We start from the raw sequence: 16968 nt of genomic DNA on the forward strand, positions 1-16968 counted from the left end.
CGCGGCCGCGAGCCGGGCGGCGGCGGGCCGGGTGTCGTCGCGGAGGGCGCGGATGGCCGCGAGGATCACGCCGTTCCGGCCGTCGTCGGGCACGCCGGCGGCGGCCCGCTCGTAGAGCCGGGCGCCCTCCTCCAGGACCAGTTCGGTGTCCATGCCCGCCGGGATCTTGATCTGGGCGTGGTGCCGCCAGGTGGTGACGGGGTCGCCCCAGGCCTCGACGGTGAAGGTCCACAGGCCAGGGCTGCCGGCGGTGACGGTGGCGCCCCAGCGGTCGGTGCCAGGGGTCAGTTCGTGCAGGGGGGTCCACGGTCCGGCGCGGCCTTCCGGATCCTTCAGTACGACATTCGCGGCGACCGCGTCATGGCCCTCACGGAACACGGTGGCCGAGATCTCGAACGTCTCGCCGGTGACCGCCTTGGCGGGCCGGCGTCCGCGCTGGACGACCGGACGGACGTCGAGGACGGGTATGCGCCCGAGGGCCGGAGCCGGTACCGCTGGGGTGGAGGGTCGCTCCTGGCGCGGTGGTCCGGGGTCGACGGGACGCGTGGTGGACGCGTCGGTGCTGGACGTCGGGGGTGCTGACGAATGGTGCGTGGCGGGCATGACCGCTCCTGTCCGCGTCAACTTTGGGTGGGCGGATGGATGTGGGGAGGGGGTCCTGCGTGGCGTACCGGTGAACCTACCTGAGCCGTGTACCGCAGGAGCCTTCCCACCCTATTCGGGTAGGCAATCCAGCACTTTGTTAACTACTCACGCGTATGTCTTTACACAAAACAGGCCCCGTTCCAGCCGAACGGGGCCGCCTTGCGGACGCTTACCCCTGGGAACCGGGCACCTGGAGAAGTTTGTCCGGTGAACCCGCCCCCCGACCGGACACCTTCCCGGAGGCCGCCAGTTTCACCAGTGCTTTGCCGACCTGCGCCGGAGTGGCCTTCGGATGGCCGGCGAGGTACAGCGCGGCCGTGCCCGCCGCGTGCGGGGTCGCCATCGACGTACCCGAGTAGGTCGCCCTGGCGGTGTCGCTCGTGATGCCCGCGGAGGTGATCGAGACTCCTGGTGCGAACAGGTCGAGGGCGGATCCGTAGTTCGAGAAGCCCGCCCTGGCGTCCTTCGGGTCGGTCGCGCCGACCGTGATCGCCTGCGGTACGTCGGCGGGCGAGTAGAGCCCGGCCGGCAGGCCGTCGTTGCCCGCCGCGACCGCGTAGGTCACCCCGGACGCGATGGAGGTGCGGACGGCGGCGTCCAGCTGGGCGTTGTGGGGGCCGCCCAGGCTGAGGTTGGCGACCGCCGGCTTCCGCGCGTTCTTCGTCACCCAGTCGATACCGGCGATGACCTGGGCGGTCGTGCCCGCCCCCTTGTTGTCGAGAACGCGTACGGCTACCACCTTCGCCCCCTTGGCGACGCCGTACCCGGTACCGGCGATGGTGGCCGCCACATGGGTGCCGTGGCCGTTGCCGTCCCCCGCCGATCTGTCGCCCCCGACGAAGTCCCAGCCGTAGGCGGCCCGGCCCCCGAAGTCCTGGTGGGAGATCCGGATGCCGGTGTCGATCACGTACACCGTCGTCCCGGCGCCCGCGGACTCCGGCGAGGTGTAGGACCTGTCCAGCGGCAGCTTCGGCTGGTCGACGCGGTCCAGGCCCCAGGACGGGGGTTTCCTCTGGGTGCGCTCCAGGGTCACCCTGGTGTCCTGGACGACCGAGGCGACGCGTGAGTCCGCCGCGAGCCGCCTGGCCTGTCTCTCGTCGGCCCGGATCGCGTAACCGTTGAGTACCGTGCCGTAGGTATGGCTGATTCTCGCCCCGTACTTCTCGGCGAGGCCTTTTCCGGTCGCCGACGGAGCCTTCGTTCCCCCCTTGAGTGTCACCAGGTAACTCCCGCTGACGGAACCGGGCTCTCCGGCGCCGAGTATCCGCCCCATCGGTGCGGCGTGCGCGGGCAGGGTGATGGCCGAAAGTGCGGCAGCACAGCTCACCGCGGTCAGGCCCCCCACCCAGCGCAGACGCCGATCTCGCGTCCGTGCCATGGCTTGAGTTCCCCTCCTCAGCTCGGCGTACGGCAGCCGCGGTCCGCCGGGTGCACCCGGCGCCGGGCCGGCACGCCATGGGGAAGCCTCTCGTGCGGTGTGAAGTACCACAAGGACGCCTGCGGGGGTGGAATCGGCCATATCGGCTATGGGGGACGTGGGGAGGTTGCGGTGATTTCCGGACCGGTCCAGGGGCGCACCCCCACCACGGGCGACATCAACGCCGATACCGTTGTCGGAGACGACGACGCACACCGCCGTGCGTCCTCCAGCGAACGCGCTGAGGTGGCAAGTGAAGGCTATCCGTCGATTCACCGTCCGACCCGTACTGCCCGAGCCCCTCCGGCCGCTGAGTGACCTGGCGCGCAATCTGCGCTGGTCCTGGCATACGGAGACCCGCGACCTCTTCCAGTCCGTCGATCCGGAGCACTGGGCCGCGTCGGGCGGTGATCCCGTACGGCTGCTCGGCAGCGTGCGGCCCGCGCGGCTCGCCGAGCTCGCCGAGGACCGCCGCTTCCTGCGCCGGCTCACCGCGGTCGCCGACGATCTCCACGACTATGTCACCGGGGAGCGCTGGTACCAGACCCACACCGGTGAACTCCCCGCCGCCGTCGCCTACTTCTCGCCCGAGTTCGGTGTCACGGCCGCCCTGCCGCAGTACTCCGGCGGTCTGGGCATCCTGGCGGGCGACCATCTGAAAGCGGCCAGTGACCTGGGCGTACCGCTGATCGGCGTCGGTCTGCTGTACCGCCACGGCTACTTCCGCCAGTCCCTGTCCCGGGACGGCTGGCAGCAGGAGCACTACCCGGTCCTGGACCCCAACGAACTCCCGGTGGCACTGCTGAGGGAGGCCGACGGCACCCCCGCACAGGTGTCGCTGGCCCTTCCCGGCGGCAAGCAGCTGCACGCCCGGATCTGGCTCGCCCAGGTCGGCCGGGTGCCCCTGCTGATGCTGGACTCCGACGTCGAGGAGAACGACCTCGGCGAACGCGGGGTGACCGACCGGCTCTACGGCGGCGGCAGCGAACACCGTCTGCTCCAGGAGATGCTGCTGGGCATAGGGGGCGTCCGCGCCGTACGGACGTACTGCCGGCTGACCGGCCACGCGGGCCCCGAGGTCTTCCACACCAACGAGGGGCACGCCGGCTTCCTCGGCCTGGAGCGGATCGCCGAGCTCTGTGACCAGGGGCTGGACTTCGACGCCGGCCTGGAGGCGGTCCGGGCGGGGACCGTCTTCACCACGCACACCCCCGTCCCGGCCGGCATCGACCGCTTCGACCGGGAGCTGGTCGCCCGGCACTTCGGTGCCGACGCCGAGCTCCCGCGCATGGACGTGGGCCGGATCCTCGCCCTCGGCATGGAGACCTACCCCGGGGGCGAACCCAACCTCTTCAACATGGCCGTGATGGGCCTGCGCCTCGCCCAGCGCGCCAACGGCGTCTCGCTGCTGCACGGGCAGGTCAGCCGGGAGATGTTCTCCGGACTCTGGCCGGGATTCGACCCCGAGGAGGTGCCGATCACCTCCGTGACCAACGGGGTGCATGCCCCGACCTGGGTCGCGCCCGAGGTGTTCCGGCTCGGTGCCCGGCAGATCGGCGCCCAGCGCACCGAGGACGCGCTGACCGTCGGCGGCTCGGACCGCTGGGACGCCGTGGGTGACATCCCCGACCAGGACGTCTGGGACCTGCGCCGTTCTCTGCGGGAGCAGCTGGTGGTGGAAGTACGGGACCGGCTGCGGGCGTCCTGGCGGCAACGCGGCGCCGGTACGGCGGAGCTGGGCTGGATCGACGGCGTGCTGGACCCCGACGTCCTCACGATCGGATTCGCGCGCCGCGTCCCCTCGTACAAGCGACTGACCCTGATGCTGCGGGACCGCGACCGGCTGATGGACCTGTTGCTGCACCCCGAACGCCCGATCCAGATCGTGGTGGCGGGCAAGGCGCACCCGGCGGACGACGGCGGGAAACGCCTGGTCCAGGAGCTGGTGCGGTTCGCGGACGACCCACGGGTCCGCCACCGGATCGTCTTCCTGCCCGATTACGGCATGGCGATGGCGCAGAAGCTGTATCCGGGCTGCGACATCTGGCTCAACAACCCGCTGCGGCCGCTGGAGGCTTGCGGCACGAGCGGGATGAAGGCCGCGCTGAACGGCTGCCTCAACCTCTCCGTCCTGGACGGATGGTGGGACGAGTGGTTCCAGCCCGACTTCGGCTGGGCGATCCCGACGGCGGACGGCGTGGGGACCGACCCCGACCGCCGTGACGACATAGAGGCCGACGCCCTCTACGAACTCCTCGAACAGCGAGTGACCCCCCGCTTCTACGAGCACGGCCAGGGAGGCCTCCCCGACCGCTGGATCGAGATGGTCCGCCAGACGCTCACCCTGCTCGGCCCGAAGGTCCTGGCCGGCCGCATGGTCCGCGAGTACGTGGAACGCCTCTACGCCCCCGCGGCCCACGCCCACCGCACGATGACCCCGGACGTGGCGCGCGAGCTCGCGGAGTGGAAGTCCCGGGTGCGGTCGGAGTGGCACGGGGTGACGGTCGACCACGTGGAGACCACGGCCGCGACGACCACGGCCGAACTCGGCACCACACTGGGCCTCAGGGTCCACGTGGGCCTAGGCGCCCTGGGCCCGGACGACGTGGAGATCCAGGCGGTCTCCGGCCGCGTCGACGAGGAGGACCGCATCGCCGACGCGGCGACGGTCCCGCTGAAGTCGGTCGGCGGCCCGGACCCGGAGGGCCGGTGGGTCTACGAGGGCCCCCTGTCGCTGGACCGCACGGGCCCCTTCGGCTACACGGTCCGCATCCTGCCCTCACACCGACTGCTGGCGTCGGGCGCGGAGCTGGGGGTGGTGGCGGTGCCTTCGGAGGAGGTGGTGGAGGGGGCCGGGGTGCTCATGCGGTGAACCGCGGGAGCGCGGGCCGGGCTTCTCGGCTCAGCCCGCGTCCTCCCCGCCGCAGAGCTTCCGCAGCGCCGTCCCGCACTTCCGCGCATACGCGTGCTGCAAGCCCCGTGTAGCCGGGCCGCCTGCTCGGGAGTACCACTTGGCGGCGCGGCTGAATGCCGACACCGTCAGCCATACCGTGCCGTCGCCCGTGCGGTCGACGACGAAGGACTCCTCGCCGGATTCGGGGTGGCCGGTCAGCGTGCCGTAGGCCCAGCCCGCGCGGCGGTGTTCCTCGATCGTCCAGACGACTCGGCAGGGGGCCCTGATGACGCCCGCGAGGGTGACCGTGACGTCCACGTCGGGGGCCGCGCGGTCCGCGGTGGCGTCGATGCCCACGCCCAGGGCGCGGTGCATCTCCCAGGTCAGGACCGCTTCGGAGGCCTTCTGGAAGACGTCGTGACCCTCCCCTATGCGGGTGCGCACGTGCAGGGGGTGGAAGCCGGGCGGGCAGAAGCCGCTCCGCCGGGTCGCGCCGACGTCGTCGTACGTGAAGGACATGGGACCCAAGAGTAGGGCGGCACCCGGACATGCCTTCGTTCCGGGTACCGCCCGTCAGTCCCTCGGGACCACTAGCTCACGTTGACCGCGGACCAGGCCGCGGCCACCGCCTTGTACTCGGTGCTGGTGGAGCCGTACAGGGCGGACGCCGCGGAGAGCGTGCCCGTGCGCGCCGACTTGTAGTTGGTCGTCGACGTGAAGTACGTCGTCAGCGCCTTGTACCAGATCTGCAGGGCCTTGGCGCGGCCGATGCCGGTGACCGTGGAGCCGTTGGACGTCGGCGAGTTGTAGGACACGCCGTTGATCGTCTTGGCGCCGCTGCCCTCCGAGAGGAGGTAGAAGAAGTGGTTCGCCACGCCCGAGGAGTAGTGGACGTCCAGGTTGCCGACCGACGAGGACCAGGAGTCCGCCGAGCCGCCGTCCTTGCTGGGCTTGTCCATGTAGCGCAGCGGGCTGCCGTCGCCGTTGATGTCGATCTCCTCGCCGATGAGGTAGTCACCGACGTCGTTGGAGTTGTTGGCGTAGAACTCCACGCCCGTGCCGAAGATGTCCGAGGTGGCCTCGTTCAGGCCACCGGACTCGCCGGAGTAGTTCAGGCCCGCCGTGTTCGAGGTGACGCCGTGGCTCATCTCGTGGCCCGCCACGTCCAGCGAGGTGAGCGGGCTGACGTTGCCCTCACCGTCGCCGTACGTCATGCAGAAGCAGCTGTCGTCCCAGAACGCGTTGACGTACGCGTTGCCGTAGTGGACCCGGGAGTAGGCCGCGACACCGTTGTTCTTGATGCCGCTGCGGCCGAAGGTGGACTTGTAGAAGTCCCAGGTCTCCGCCGCGCCGTAGGCGGCGTCGACGGCCGCCGTCTGGTCGGTGGTGGAGCTGGAGGCGGCCCCGGTGCCCCACGTGTTGTCGGCGTCCGTGAACAGGGTGCCCGCGGACGAGCTGGTGCCGTGGGACTTGTTGTACGTCTTGTGGGTGCCGCGCGTGCCGTCGGTCAGCTGGTACGTCGAGCCCGACAGGGTGGTCTCCAGGCTGACCGTGCCCGAGTACAGGCTCTTGCCGGTGCCGGTCGCGTTCTCGATGCCCTGGTACTCGAAGAGCTTCTTGCCGGTGGCGGCGTCGGTGATGACGTGCAGCTGGTTCGGGGTGCCGTCGTCCTGGAAGCCGCCGACGATCGTCTCGTAGGCGAGGACGGGGGTGCCCGAGCCGGCCCAGATCACCTTGCGCGCGCCGTCCGCCGCGGTCTTGTCCGAACCCGCGGCCTTGGCGATGGTCACCGCCTGCTTCTCGGCCTTGGCGACGGTGACCTTCGGGGTCAGGGAGGAGACTCTGATGGTGGCCTTCGTCGCCTTGGAGACGCCCTCGGTCGCACCGGACTTCGACTCGTGGACGACCAGGTCGCCGCCGAGGACGGGCAGGCCGTCGTAGGTGCGCTCGTAGCGGGTGTGGACCGTGCCGTCGGCGTCCTTCACGACGTCCTTGACGACCAGCTTCTCCTTGGAGCCGAGGCCTATCTCCTGGGCCGTGGAGCCGGCCTCGGCCTGCTGCTCCTTGATGAGCGAGGTGCGCGCGGCCGCGGACAGCTGGACCGGGGTACCCGCGGGGGCGGCCTTGCCGGAGCTTTCCGCCGGGGTCACGGCGGCGGCGCTGCCGGTGGTCAGACCGGTGGTGAGCAGGGCTCCGGCCGCGACAGCGGTGGCGATGGCCAGAGTGGTGCGCTTGTGACGCGCGTAGAGGGGGGTCACACAAGCTCCTTCGTGGGGGAGCCCGGAGGGCGTGGGGTTGCCTACCGGGGTGGTTGTGAAGTTGTGCGGCGGTTGTGAGGAAGCGTGGCATCAAGGCGCGTACATGTCATGACCCTCAAGTGATGTTGGCCGAAAGTCGACCAACGGGTGAATATTGCAGCGATGTAAACCCAGTTGACCTGGGCAAAGCCCCAACAAGCCGTCAGTCATGGGATGGCAAAAGAGGGCGCCGCCCCGGGGAGTCGAACCACCGGGGCGGCGCCTGTCCGTGTGCCTGTCGCTCGTGCCGGCCTACGGGAAGGTGAGCTTCCAGCTGTTGATGTAGCCGGTGTCCTGGGCCGCGTTGTCCTGCACCCGCAACTGCCAGGTCCCGTTGGCCACCTCGGAGGAGGCGTTGACCGTGTACGTGGTGTTGAGGTTGTCGGTGCTGCCGCCGGTGCCGTACGCCTTCAGCGTGTACGCCGTACCGTCCGGGGCGATCAGCTGGACCCGGAGGTCACCGATGTAGGTGTGCACGATGTCGACCGCGACCGCGAGGTTCGAGGGCGCGTTGCCCGTGCGGCCGGACACGGTGATCGGCGAGTTGACCGCCGCCCCGTTGTCCGGAATCGATACGTCGGTGGTCGACTCGAACGAGGTGCCGCCACCGCCGCCACCGCCGGGACGCGAGCCCACCGCCACGCCCGCCCAGGCGTTCGCCACGGCCGTGTACTCGGCGCTCGTGGTGCCGTACAGCTCACCCGCCGCCGCGAGGGTGCCGGTGCGGGCGCCCGCGTAGTTGGTCGTGGTCGTGAACTTCGTGGTCAGCGCGCGGAACCAGATCTTCTCCGCCTTGTCCCGGCCGATGCCGGTGACCGGAAGGCCGTCCGCGGTGGGCGAGTTGTAGCTGACGCCGTTGATGGTCTTGGCGCCGCTGCCCTCGGACAGAAGGTAGAAGAAGTGGTTCGCCGGGCCGGACGAGTAGTGCACGTCGGCCGATCCGATGCCGGAGGTCCAGTTGTTGTACGACGCGCCGTCCTTGCTCGGCTGGTCCATGTAGCGCAGCGGGCTGCCGTCGCCGTTGATGTCGATCTCCTCGCCGATGAGGTAGTCACCGACGTCGGAGGAGTTGTTGGCGTAGAACTCGACGGCCGTGCCGAAGATGTCGGAGGTCGCCTCGTTCAACCCGCCGGACTCACCCGAGTAGTTGAGTCCCGCGGTGTTCGACGTGACGCCGTGGGTCATCTCGTGACCGGCCACGTCGATCGACGTCAGCGGGTGGGTGTTGCCCGAGCCGTCGCCGTACGTCATGCAGAAGCAGCTGTCCGACCAGAACGCGTTGACGTAGTTGTTGCCGTAGTGGACCCGGGAGTACGCCCCGACACCGTCACCGCGGATACCCGAACGCCCCTGCACGTTCTTGTAGTAGTCCCAGGTGAGCGCGGCGCCGTAGTGCGCGTCGGCGCCCGCGGTCTCCGTGTTGGACGCGCTGCCGTTGCCCCAGATGTCGTCGGGGCCCGAGAAGAGGGTGCCCGTCCCGGAGGTGCCGCGGTTGAGGTTGTACGTCTTGTGGCCGCCGCGCGCCCCGTCGGTCAGGTTGTACGTCGACCCGGACTGGGTGGTGCCGAGGGTGACCGTGCCGCTGTACATGGTGTTGCCGGTGCCGGTCTCGATGGCCTGGTACTCGTAGAGCTTCGCGCCGGTCGCCGCGTCCGTGACGACGTGCAGCTCGTTCGGCGTGCCGTCCTCCTGGAGACCGCCGACGACCGTCTCGTACGCCAGGGTCGGCGTGCCGTTGCCGGCCCAGATGACCTTGCGCGGGGCGCGGTTGACGTCGGGGGTCTTCGCGTCCGCCGCCTTGGCGGCCTTCAGGGCCTGCGTCTCGGCCTTGGCGGCGGGCAGCGCGGCCGTGGTCGTGGCGGGCCTGATGGCCTTCTGGGTGGCCTTGACGACAGCCTCGGTCGCCCCGGACTTCGCGGTCTCCACGACCAGGTCGCCGCCGAGGACGGGCAGCCCGTCGTAGGTGCGCTCGTAGCGGGTGTGAAGCGTGCCGTCGCCGTCCTTGACGACGTCACGGACGACCAGCTTCTCCTTGGCGCCCAGGCCGAGGTCCTTGGCGGTGTCCGCCTTGGTGGCGTTCGCCTCGCGTATCAGCTCGGCGCGCTGGGCGGGGGTGAGCTTGAGGGACTCGGCGCCCGGGATCACCTTGCTCGCGGCCGACGGTGCCTTCTCCGGGGCTGCGGTGGCGGCGCCCGACTGGACGGCCGCGGCGATCAGGGCCGAGACACCGACGAGGGCCACGGCAGCGGCCTTGCGGTGCAGGGAGTGGGGGGTGCGGGGGGTGCGTCTGTGGGAGGAACTGGCTCTCAACACTGACTCCTTCTGCGCGGCCGCGGATCGCGCGGCCAGGGGAGACCGGACGGTGGGTCGACCGTCCGGGCGGTACGCGGAACGAGGTGCAGGTGGCCGCGGATCAGAACACAGCGAGAGATCTGTGAGGTTGCTGTGAAGCGGCCGTGGGAAGCCTGGCACCGGAAAGCCCGTACTGTCAGGAGCGCGTCAGGAACTTGGCCGGAAATCGTTCGTTGTCCGGGAGTTCATGTTCGCTATACGGACTTTCCACCCTGGTCGGACACCGAGGGCCGGTCCCCGTGCCACGACCCCCACAGCGCCGCGTAGGCCCCGTCCGCCGCCACCAGCTCCTCATGCGTACCGAGCTCGGTCAGCAGGCCGTCCTCCATCACCGCCACCCGGTCCGCGTCGTGCGCGGTGTGCAGCCGGTGCGCGATCGCGATGACCGTGCGTCCTTCGAGTACGGCGGCCAGGGCGCGCTCGGTGTGCCGGGCGGTCGTGGGATCGAGGAGCGCGGTCGCCTCGTCGAGGATCAGGGTGTGCGGGTCCGCCAACACCACCCGGGCCAGGGCGAGGTGCTGCGCCTGCGGACCGTCCGTACGGCAGCCGTCCTCGCCGAGCGCGGTGTCGAGCCCCGCGGGCAGCTCCCGCACCCACCCGTCGGCTCCCACGGCGGCCAGGGCGGCCCACAACTCCTCGTCCCGGGCGCCGGGTTCGGCGATGAGGAGGTTGTCGCGGACCGTACCCAGGAAGACGTGGTGCTCCTGGGTGACCAGGACCACCTGGCGGCGCAGCTGCTCCGGGTCGAGACCGACGACCGGGACCCCGCCGACGGTCACCGAGCCGGAAGTCGGCGCGTCGACACCCGCGAGCAGCCTGCTCAGAGTGGTCTTCCCGGCGCCGGACGGGCCCACGACGGCCAGGCGCTCACCGGGGCGCACGGTCAGGTCGACGCCGTGCAGGACCTCGCCGCCGCGGCCGTAGGAGTAGCGCACGGCGGTGACGTCGATGCGGTCGTCGGCGGGGGCGGGGGAGTCCTCGACGGACGTTCGCGGGGCCGCGGCGAGGCCCTCCACACGGGCGAACGAGGCGCTGCCGGACTGGAGTTGCTCGACCCGCATCAGGATCTGGTCGAGGGGGTTGGCCATCTGACGCAGATACAGGGCAGCCGCGACGACCGACCCCAGGCTCAGCATGTCCTGCGCGTGCAGCACCTCGCCGACCATGAGTACACCGGCCACGGGCAGGACGTAAGAGACGTCCACCACCGGGAAGAACACACTGCGCAGGTAGAGGGTGTAGAGGCGGGTGCGGCGGGCCGTGTCGAGGGCGTCCCGGCTCGCCCGGACGCGCCGCTCCTCGAGTCGGAGCGCCTCGACCGTGCGGGCGCCCGACGCGGTGGCCGCGAGGATCTCGGCGACGTCGGAGGTGGCGGCGCCCTCGGCCAGGTAGCCGTCCCTCGCCCGCCGCAGATACCAGCGCACGACGAACCAGATGGGCAGCAGACCGAACACGCCGACGACACCGAGCAGCGGATCGAGGAAGAACACCGCGGCCAGCAGGAACAGGAACTGCAAGGAGTTGATGAGGAGTTCGGGTCCCGCGTCGCGGAGCGTGGCGCCGACGGCCGCGACGTCCGCGGTGCCCCGGGCGGTGAGGTCACCGGTCCCGGCGCGTTCCACGACGGAGGCGGGCAGGGCCAGGGTGCGCTCCACGAACTCCTCGCGGACGCGGGCGAGGGTGCGTTCGCCGAAGCGGTGACCGACGTAGCGGGCCCAGCGGGCGAGGAGGAGCTGTGTGCTCGCGCACACGACGAGGACGAGCGAGAGCCGGTCCACCGCGGCCACACCCTCACCGGCACGCACCTCGTCGATGATCCGGCCGAGCAGCCACGGGCCGGCCAGGCCGCTGACGGCGGCGAGTGCGTTCAGGGCGAGTACGGCGGTGAAGGCGCGGGCGTCTTTGTGGATCAGCCGGACGGACGCGCGCCGGACGGTGGCCTGGTCGGCGACCGGGAGGTGACCCCTGCTCATTTCATGACCTCCGCGTCTCGGGCGACCAGGGCGCGGTATCCCGGTTCCTCGGTGAGGAGTTGCTGGTGCGTGCCGGTCGCCGCGAGTTTGCCGTCGACCAAGTAGAGGACCGTGTCGGCGTGGTCGAGGACGAGGGGGGAGGTGGTGGTGACGGCTGTGGTGCGGCCTTCCCTGGTCTCGCGCAGGCGCTTGGCCACGAGGGCTTCTGTGTGGGCGTCCAGGGCGGAGGTGGGTTCTATGGCCAGGAGGATTTCCGGGTCGGCGAGGAGGGCCCTCACCAGCCGGATGCGTTGGCGTTGGCCGCCGGAGAGATTGCGGGCCTGGGCGTCCATCGGTGAGTCGAGGCCGTCGGGGAGGGCTTGCACGATGTCGTCCGCCACGGCTGCGTGCAGGGCGGCCGTGGGGTCGGAGTCCGCACCCGTGATCACCTCGCGCAGTGTGCCCGCGAACAGGTCCGCCTCGTGGTCCGCCAGCAGGATGTGCTCTCTGATCCGGTGCAGCCGGATCTCGTCCAGGGGGACTCCGGCCCAGGTCGCCTGCGAGGGGGTGTACCGGGCCAGGCGGTCCAGGACCGTCGCCGTGTCCGAAGGGCGCGCGCAGGCCAGTGCCGTCAGGCGGCCCGGGCGGATGCTCACCCCCGACTCCGGGTCGTGCAGAACCGAGGGCTCTGCGGGAGCGTCTCGCGTCCCCCGGTCCTCCAGGGGCTCCAGGCGCAGGAACCGTACGACCCTCCTCGCCGCCACCACGCCCCGGCTGAGCTGGTAGCCGCACTCCACCCAGAAGGCCACCGGGCCCACCAGGACCGCGACATAGCCGTACACCGCGACCAACTCGCCCACGGTGATCTCCCCTTGGGCCGCCAGGCGGGCCGCGAGCCAGGTCACCACGGCGAGGAACAGGGTGGGCAGGCCCACACCGAGGGCCTGGACCCAGCTGGTGACCGCGCCGACCCGGTAGCCCTGCGCTTGCAGGTGCCGGCTGTCGCGCTGGAAGGCGTCGGCCACCAGGCCCTTGCCGCCGAGGCCGTTGAGGACGCGCAGGCCGCCCGCGAGGTCGGCGATGCGGGAGGTGAGGACGCCCTGGCGGTCGCGGTACTCCGTCTCGGCGCCCTGGAGGCGGGACAGGAACGGGCCCACGAGGAGGACGATCGCCGGAATGCCGAGGAGGACCACGGTCGCGAGCACCGGGGAGACCGCGACCAGCAGGGCGGCCACCGTCAGATAGGCGACACACGCGCCGACGCCCGGGCCGACGACGGTCAGGGACTGGGCGATCGTCTGCACGTCGCCCACACCGATCGTGACGACCTCCCCGGCCCCGGTCCGGCGCGAGAGGGCGGCGCCGAGGCGGACCGCCTGCCCGACGACCACCTTGACCGTGCGGAAGTTGGCGTCCATCCGTACCCGGGTCATCGTGCGGTGCCGCATGATGCTCAGCCAGGCGTTGAAGGAGCCGACCGCGAACAGGGCGAAGCACCAGCCGGCGAGCGCCGCCCAGTCGCCCGGTTCCAGGCCCTCGTCGATCGCCTTCGCCATCAGATACGGCGTCGCCGCCAGCAGCACCATCCAGGAGCTGCCCAGCAGCGCCCCGGCGACCGACCGCCCGGGCTGGCAGCGGACCAGCCACCACAGATACCGCCAGCCGCCCCGGACGTCGGGCGTGCCGGGGTCCTCGTACGCGTCGATCACCTGTCCCCCTGTCGATTCACGCCAGGCTGTCCCGCCAGGCCCGGTGCAGATCCGCGAACCGGCCCGTGCCCGCGACGAGTTCGGCCGGTGTGCCGTCCTCGACGATCCTGCCGTGCTCCATGACCAGCACCCGGTCGGCGATCGCCACGGTCGACAGCCGGTGCGCGATCACCACGGCCGTACGGCCCTTCAGGACCGTCGCCATCGCGCGCTGTACGGCGCGCTCGCCCGGGATGTCGAGCGAGCTGGTCGCCTCGTCCAGGATCAGGACGGCCGGATCGGCGAGCAACGCCCGCGCGAACGCCACCAGTTGGCGCTGCCCCGCCGAGATGCGGCCGCCGCGCTTGCGTACGTCCGTGTCATAGCCGTCGGGCAGGGCGCTGATGAAGTCGTGCGCGCCGATCGCCTTCGCCGCCTGCTCGATGTCCTCGCGGGTGGCGTCCGGCCGGCCGATCGCGATGTTCTCGGCGACCGTGCCGGAGAACAGGAACGCCTCCTGCGTCACCATGACCACTCCGCGCCGCAGTTCGGGCACGGCGAGGTCGCGAAGGTCCACGCCGTCCAGGAGGACGCGGCCGTCCGAGGGGTCGTAGAAACGGGCGAGGAGTTTGGCGAGCGTCGACTTTCCGGCGCCGGTCGAGCCGACCACCGCGACCGTCTGCCCTGCGGGCAGGGTCAGATCGAAGCGGGGGAGCACCTCGCCGCCGGTGCGGTAGGCGAAGCGGACGCCGTCGAAGACGACCTCGCGGCCGGGGTGCTGCGACTCGAGGGCCGGGAGCTGCCTGGGTGTCACCGGCTCGGGCACGGTCGGGGTCTGGGCGAGCAGGCCCGCGATCTTCTCCAGGGAGGCCGCCGCCGACTGATAGGAGTTCAGGAACATCCCGAGCCGGTCGATCGGGTCGTACAGCCGCCGCAGATACAGCACCGCCGCCGCCAGTACACCTAGCTCCAACGAGTCCTGCGCCACCCGGTAGGCGCCCCACAGTACGATTCCCGCGACGGCGGTGTTGGCGACCAGCCGGGAAGTGACGACATAGCGGGCCATCTCCAGCAGCGCGTCGCCGTTGACCCGCTCGTGCCGCTTGTTCAGCACCGCGAAGTCGGCGTCGTTGGCCGCCTCGCGGCGGAACGCGCGCACCGGCCGGATGCCGTTCATCGTCTCCACGAACTTGACGATCACGGCGGCGATCGCGGTCGACCGCTTCCGGTACACCCGGCCCGCGCGCCGCCGGTAACCCCGCACGAGCAGGTACAGCGGCACGAAGGACGCCACCGCGACCGCGCCGAGGGCGAGATCCAGCCAGAGCAGCAGGGCGGAGATGTAGAGGAAGGACAGGATGACGGTGACGAGTTCCTGCAGGCCCTCATTGAGCAGTTCGCGCAGCGACTCCACGTCCGTCGTCGAACGGGAGATGAGCCGGCCCGAGGTGTACCGCTCGTGGAAGTCGATGCTCAGCGCCTGCGCGTGCCGGAAGATCCGGCCGCGCAGGTCGAGCAGCACGTCCTGGTTGACGCGGGCGGAGACCAGGATGAACGCGTACTGCAGCCCGCCGGAGGCCAGCGCGGACAGCAGATAGCCGGCGCCGACCGCGATCAGCGGGCCGTTGTCGTGGTCCCGGAACGCCGGAACCGCGCGGTCGATGGCGTACGCGACCAGCAGCGGGCCCGCCTGTACGGCCGCCTGCTGGAGCAGCAGCAGGAACGTGGTGAGGGTGACCCGCGCTTTCATCGGCGCGAGCAGGGAGCGCAGCAGGAGGGAGGTGGCGCGCGGGGGAGTGGGCAGCCGGTCGCGGTCGAAGGCGTCCACCGCGTCCTCGTGACGGGGGAGTTCCGGTTCGTCGTCCGCCGTGGGGGCCTTGGTGGTGGGGGCCGTCATCGGTTGTCCTCCGCTTCCCCGGTGCCGGACATGAGGTGGGCGTACTCGGCGTTCGTGCGCAGGAGTTCGTGGTGGGTGCCCACGGCGGTGATACGGCCGTCGGACAGCAGCGCGACGCGGTCGGCGAGCAGCACGGTCGAGGGGCGGTGCGCCACGATGAGCGCCGTGGTGTCCGCGAGGACGTCGCGCAGCGCGGCCTCCACGGCGGCCTCGGTGTGCACGTCCAGCGCGGACAGGGGATCGTCGAGGACGAGGAACCTGGGCTTGCCGACCACGGCCCGGGCGAGGGCGAGGCGTTGGCGCTGGCCACCGGAGAGGCTGAGGCCCTGTTCGCCGACCTGGGTGTCGGTGCCGTGGGGGAGGGCGTGTACGAAGTCCGCCTGCGCGACGGCGAGGGCGCGGTCCAGTTCCTGTTCGTCCATGCCCAGCAGGACGTTGTCCTTGACGCTGGCCGAGAAGAGGGTGGGTTCCTCGAAGGCGACGGCGACTTTTGAGCGCAGCTCTTCTCTGGACATGGCGGTGATGTCCTCGCCGTCCAGGGTGATGTGGCCGGATGTCACCTCGTGCAGGCGGGGGACGAGGGCGGTGAGGGTCGTCTTGCCGCTGCCCGTCGTGCCGACCAGGGCCATGGACTCGCCGGGGCGGATGTGGAGGTCGATACGGTCGAGGATGGGGGGTGAGCTCGCCGGTGCGTCGGGATAGCGGAACGAGACCGCGGAGAAAAGCATGCCGTCGTCGGCTGCGGGCCGGTGGGGGCTCGTCGCGCCGTTCCCCGCGCCCCTGCGGGGCGCGTCTTCCTGCTCCGGTGATTCATTGATCACTTCGAAGTAGCGCTCCGTCGCTGTCGCCGCCTCCTGGGTCATCGCCAGCAGGAAGCCGATCGACTCCACCGGCCACCTGAGCGCAAGTGCCGTCGACAGGAAGGCCACCAACGTGCCCGCCGACAAGTCCCCGTCGGCCACCTGTACACAGCCCAGAACCAGCGCGGCCCCGATGGCCACCTCGGGGAGGGTGGTGATGACGCCCCAGATCGTGGCCAGCAGCCCCGCCTTGCGCAGCTCGGTTCCCCGCAGCTTCCCGGACAATTCACGGAAGGCCCGTGCCTGGGAACGGTGGCGGCCGAAGCCCTTGATGATCCGGATGCCGAGCACGCTCTCCTCGACGACCGTCGTGAGGTCGCCGACCTGGTCCTGGGCGAGCCGCGCCACATGGTGGTACCGCTTCTCGAAGACCATGCACGTGATCACCACGGGGATGGCCGGACCCAGGATCACCAGCCCGAGCGTCCAGTCCTGGAGCAGCATGATGATCACGCCAACGGTGATCGTCACGCTGTTGACCAGCAGGAACGTCAGCGGAAAGGCGAGGAACATACGCAGGAGCATGAGGTCCGTGGTGGCCCGGGACAGCAGCTGGCCGGACGCCCAGCGGTCGTGGAAGGCCACCGGGAGGCGCTGGAGGTGCCGGTACAGGCCCGCCCGCATCTCCGCCTCGACGTGCGAGAGCGGTCTCGCCACCAGCCATCGCCGCAGGCCGAACAGCAGTGCCTCCGCGAACCCGAGCAGCAGCAGGTACAGCGCGCCGAGCCATACGCCCGCGGTGTCCCCGTCGGCGACCGGGCCGTCCACCATCCACTTCAGGACGAGGGGGATCACCAGCCCCGTACAGGAGGCGAGGACCGCCACGAACGCGGCGGTGACCAGCCGCGCGCGGGCCGGCCGGACATACGGCCACAGACGCAGCAGGGTCCTTGCCGCCGATCGGTCCTTGGTGGTTGCACGTGTCGTGGACATCAGCTGCGAGCCTACGGACCGGCACTGACAACGC

At 70.8% G+C, this 16968-nt stretch carries 10 protein-coding genes; 1 reads left to right on the forward strand and 9 read right to left on the reverse strand.

What is annotated here, in order from left to right; genetic code table 11:
• Both AQJ46_RS28985 and AQJ46_RS28990 read right to left on the reverse strand, forming a co-directional pair.
• Positions 1-603 (reverse strand): maltotransferase domain-containing protein (locus AQJ46_RS28985; protein ID WP_159064059.1); only part of this gene is annotated, 603 nt, incomplete at its 3' end.
• A gap of 211 nt (positions 604-814) precedes the next feature.
• Positions 815-2023 (reverse strand): S8 family peptidase, encoded by a 1209-nt coding sequence (locus AQJ46_RS28990; RefSeq protein WP_059208382.1) that lies wholly within the window; start codon positions 2021-2023, stop codon positions 815-817.
• A 292-nt stretch (positions 2024-2315) separates the two neighbouring features.
• Between AQJ46_RS28990 and AQJ46_RS28995 the strand changes: the two genes are divergently transcribed.
• A complete protein-coding gene (locus AQJ46_RS28995) occupies positions 2316-4934 on the forward strand; it encodes a glycosyltransferase family 1 protein (protein ID WP_059208383.1) in 2619 nt (872 codons plus the stop codon).
• A 30-nt stretch (positions 4935-4964) separates the two neighbouring features.
• Here AQJ46_RS28995 and AQJ46_RS29000 read toward each other — a convergent pair whose 3' ends face one another.
• The 7 genes from AQJ46_RS29000 to AQJ46_RS29030 all read right to left on the reverse strand — a co-directional run bounded on the left by AQJ46_RS29000 (position 4965) and on the right by AQJ46_RS29030 (position 16934).
• A complete protein-coding gene (locus tag AQJ46_RS29000; RefSeq protein ID WP_059208384.1) occupies positions 4965-5474 on the reverse strand; it encodes a DUF1990 domain-containing protein in 510 nt (169 codons plus the stop codon).
• A 71-nt stretch (positions 5475-5545) separates the two neighbouring features.
• Positions 5546-7213, reverse strand: a complete 1668-nt coding sequence (locus tag AQJ46_RS29005) for a M4 family metallopeptidase (RefSeq protein WP_059208385.1) — start codon at positions 7211-7213, stop codon at positions 5546-5548.
• 291 nt (positions 7214-7504) lie between these two features.
• Positions 7505-9562, reverse strand: a complete 2058-nt coding sequence (locus AQJ46_RS29010; RefSeq protein WP_057616247.1) for a M4 family metallopeptidase — start codon at positions 9560-9562, stop codon at positions 7505-7507.
• 236 nt (positions 9563-9798) lie between these two features.
• Positions 9799-11577: an ABC transporter ATP-binding protein gene (locus tag AQJ46_RS29015; protein ID WP_059208386.1), complete on the reverse strand. Its 1779-nt coding sequence runs from the start codon at positions 11575-11577 to the stop codon at positions 9799-9801.
• Positions 11574-13265 carry an ABC transporter ATP-binding protein gene (locus AQJ46_RS29020; protein ID WP_059208387.1) on the reverse strand — a complete coding sequence of 564 codons (1692 nt, stop codon included), beginning with the start codon at positions 13263-13265 and terminating at the stop codon, positions 11574-11576. Before AQJ46_RS29020 ends, AQJ46_RS29015 begins: the two co-directional genes overlap by 4 nt.
• A 16-nt stretch (positions 13266-13281) precedes the next feature.
• Positions 13282-15141 carry an ABC transporter ATP-binding protein gene (locus AQJ46_RS29025; RefSeq protein ID WP_059208388.1) on the reverse strand — a complete coding sequence of 620 codons (1860 nt, stop codon included), beginning with the start codon at positions 15139-15141 and terminating at the stop codon, positions 13282-13284.
• Positions 15138-16934, reverse strand: coding sequence for an ABC transporter ATP-binding protein (locus tag AQJ46_RS29030; protein ID WP_059208389.1), 1797 nt, complete (start codon positions 16932-16934; stop codon positions 15138-15140). Before AQJ46_RS29030 ends, AQJ46_RS29025 begins: the two co-directional genes overlap by 4 nt.
• Positions 16935-16968 lie beyond the last annotated feature (34 nt).

The organism is Streptomyces canus (genome assembly GCF_001514145.1).
GTDB classification, from domain to species: Bacteria; Actinomycetota; Actinomycetes; order Streptomycetales; family Streptomycetaceae; genus Streptomyces; species Streptomyces canus.

Bases quoted from the DNA above. Each gene is read 5' to 3' on its own strand.
- AQJ46_RS28990 (WP_059208382.1), bottom strand. From the start codon at position 2,023: ATGGCACGGACGCGAGATCGGCGTCTGCGCTGGGTGGGGGGCCTGACC.
- AQJ46_RS29025 (WP_059208388.1), bottom strand. From the start codon at position 15,141: ATGACGGCCCCCACCACCAAGGCCCCCACGGCGGACGACGAACCGGAA.
- AQJ46_RS29030 (WP_059208389.1), bottom strand. From the start codon at position 16,934: ATGTCCACGACACGTGCAACCACCAAGGACCGATCGGCGGCAAGGACC.
- AQJ46_RS29000 (WP_059208384.1), bottom strand. From the start codon at position 5,474: ATGTCCTTCACGTACGACGACGTCGGCGCGACCCGGCGGAGCGGCTTC.
- AQJ46_RS29015 (WP_059208386.1), bottom strand. From the start codon at position 11,577: ATGAGCAGGGGTCACCTCCCGGTCGCCGACCAGGCCACCGTCCGGCGC.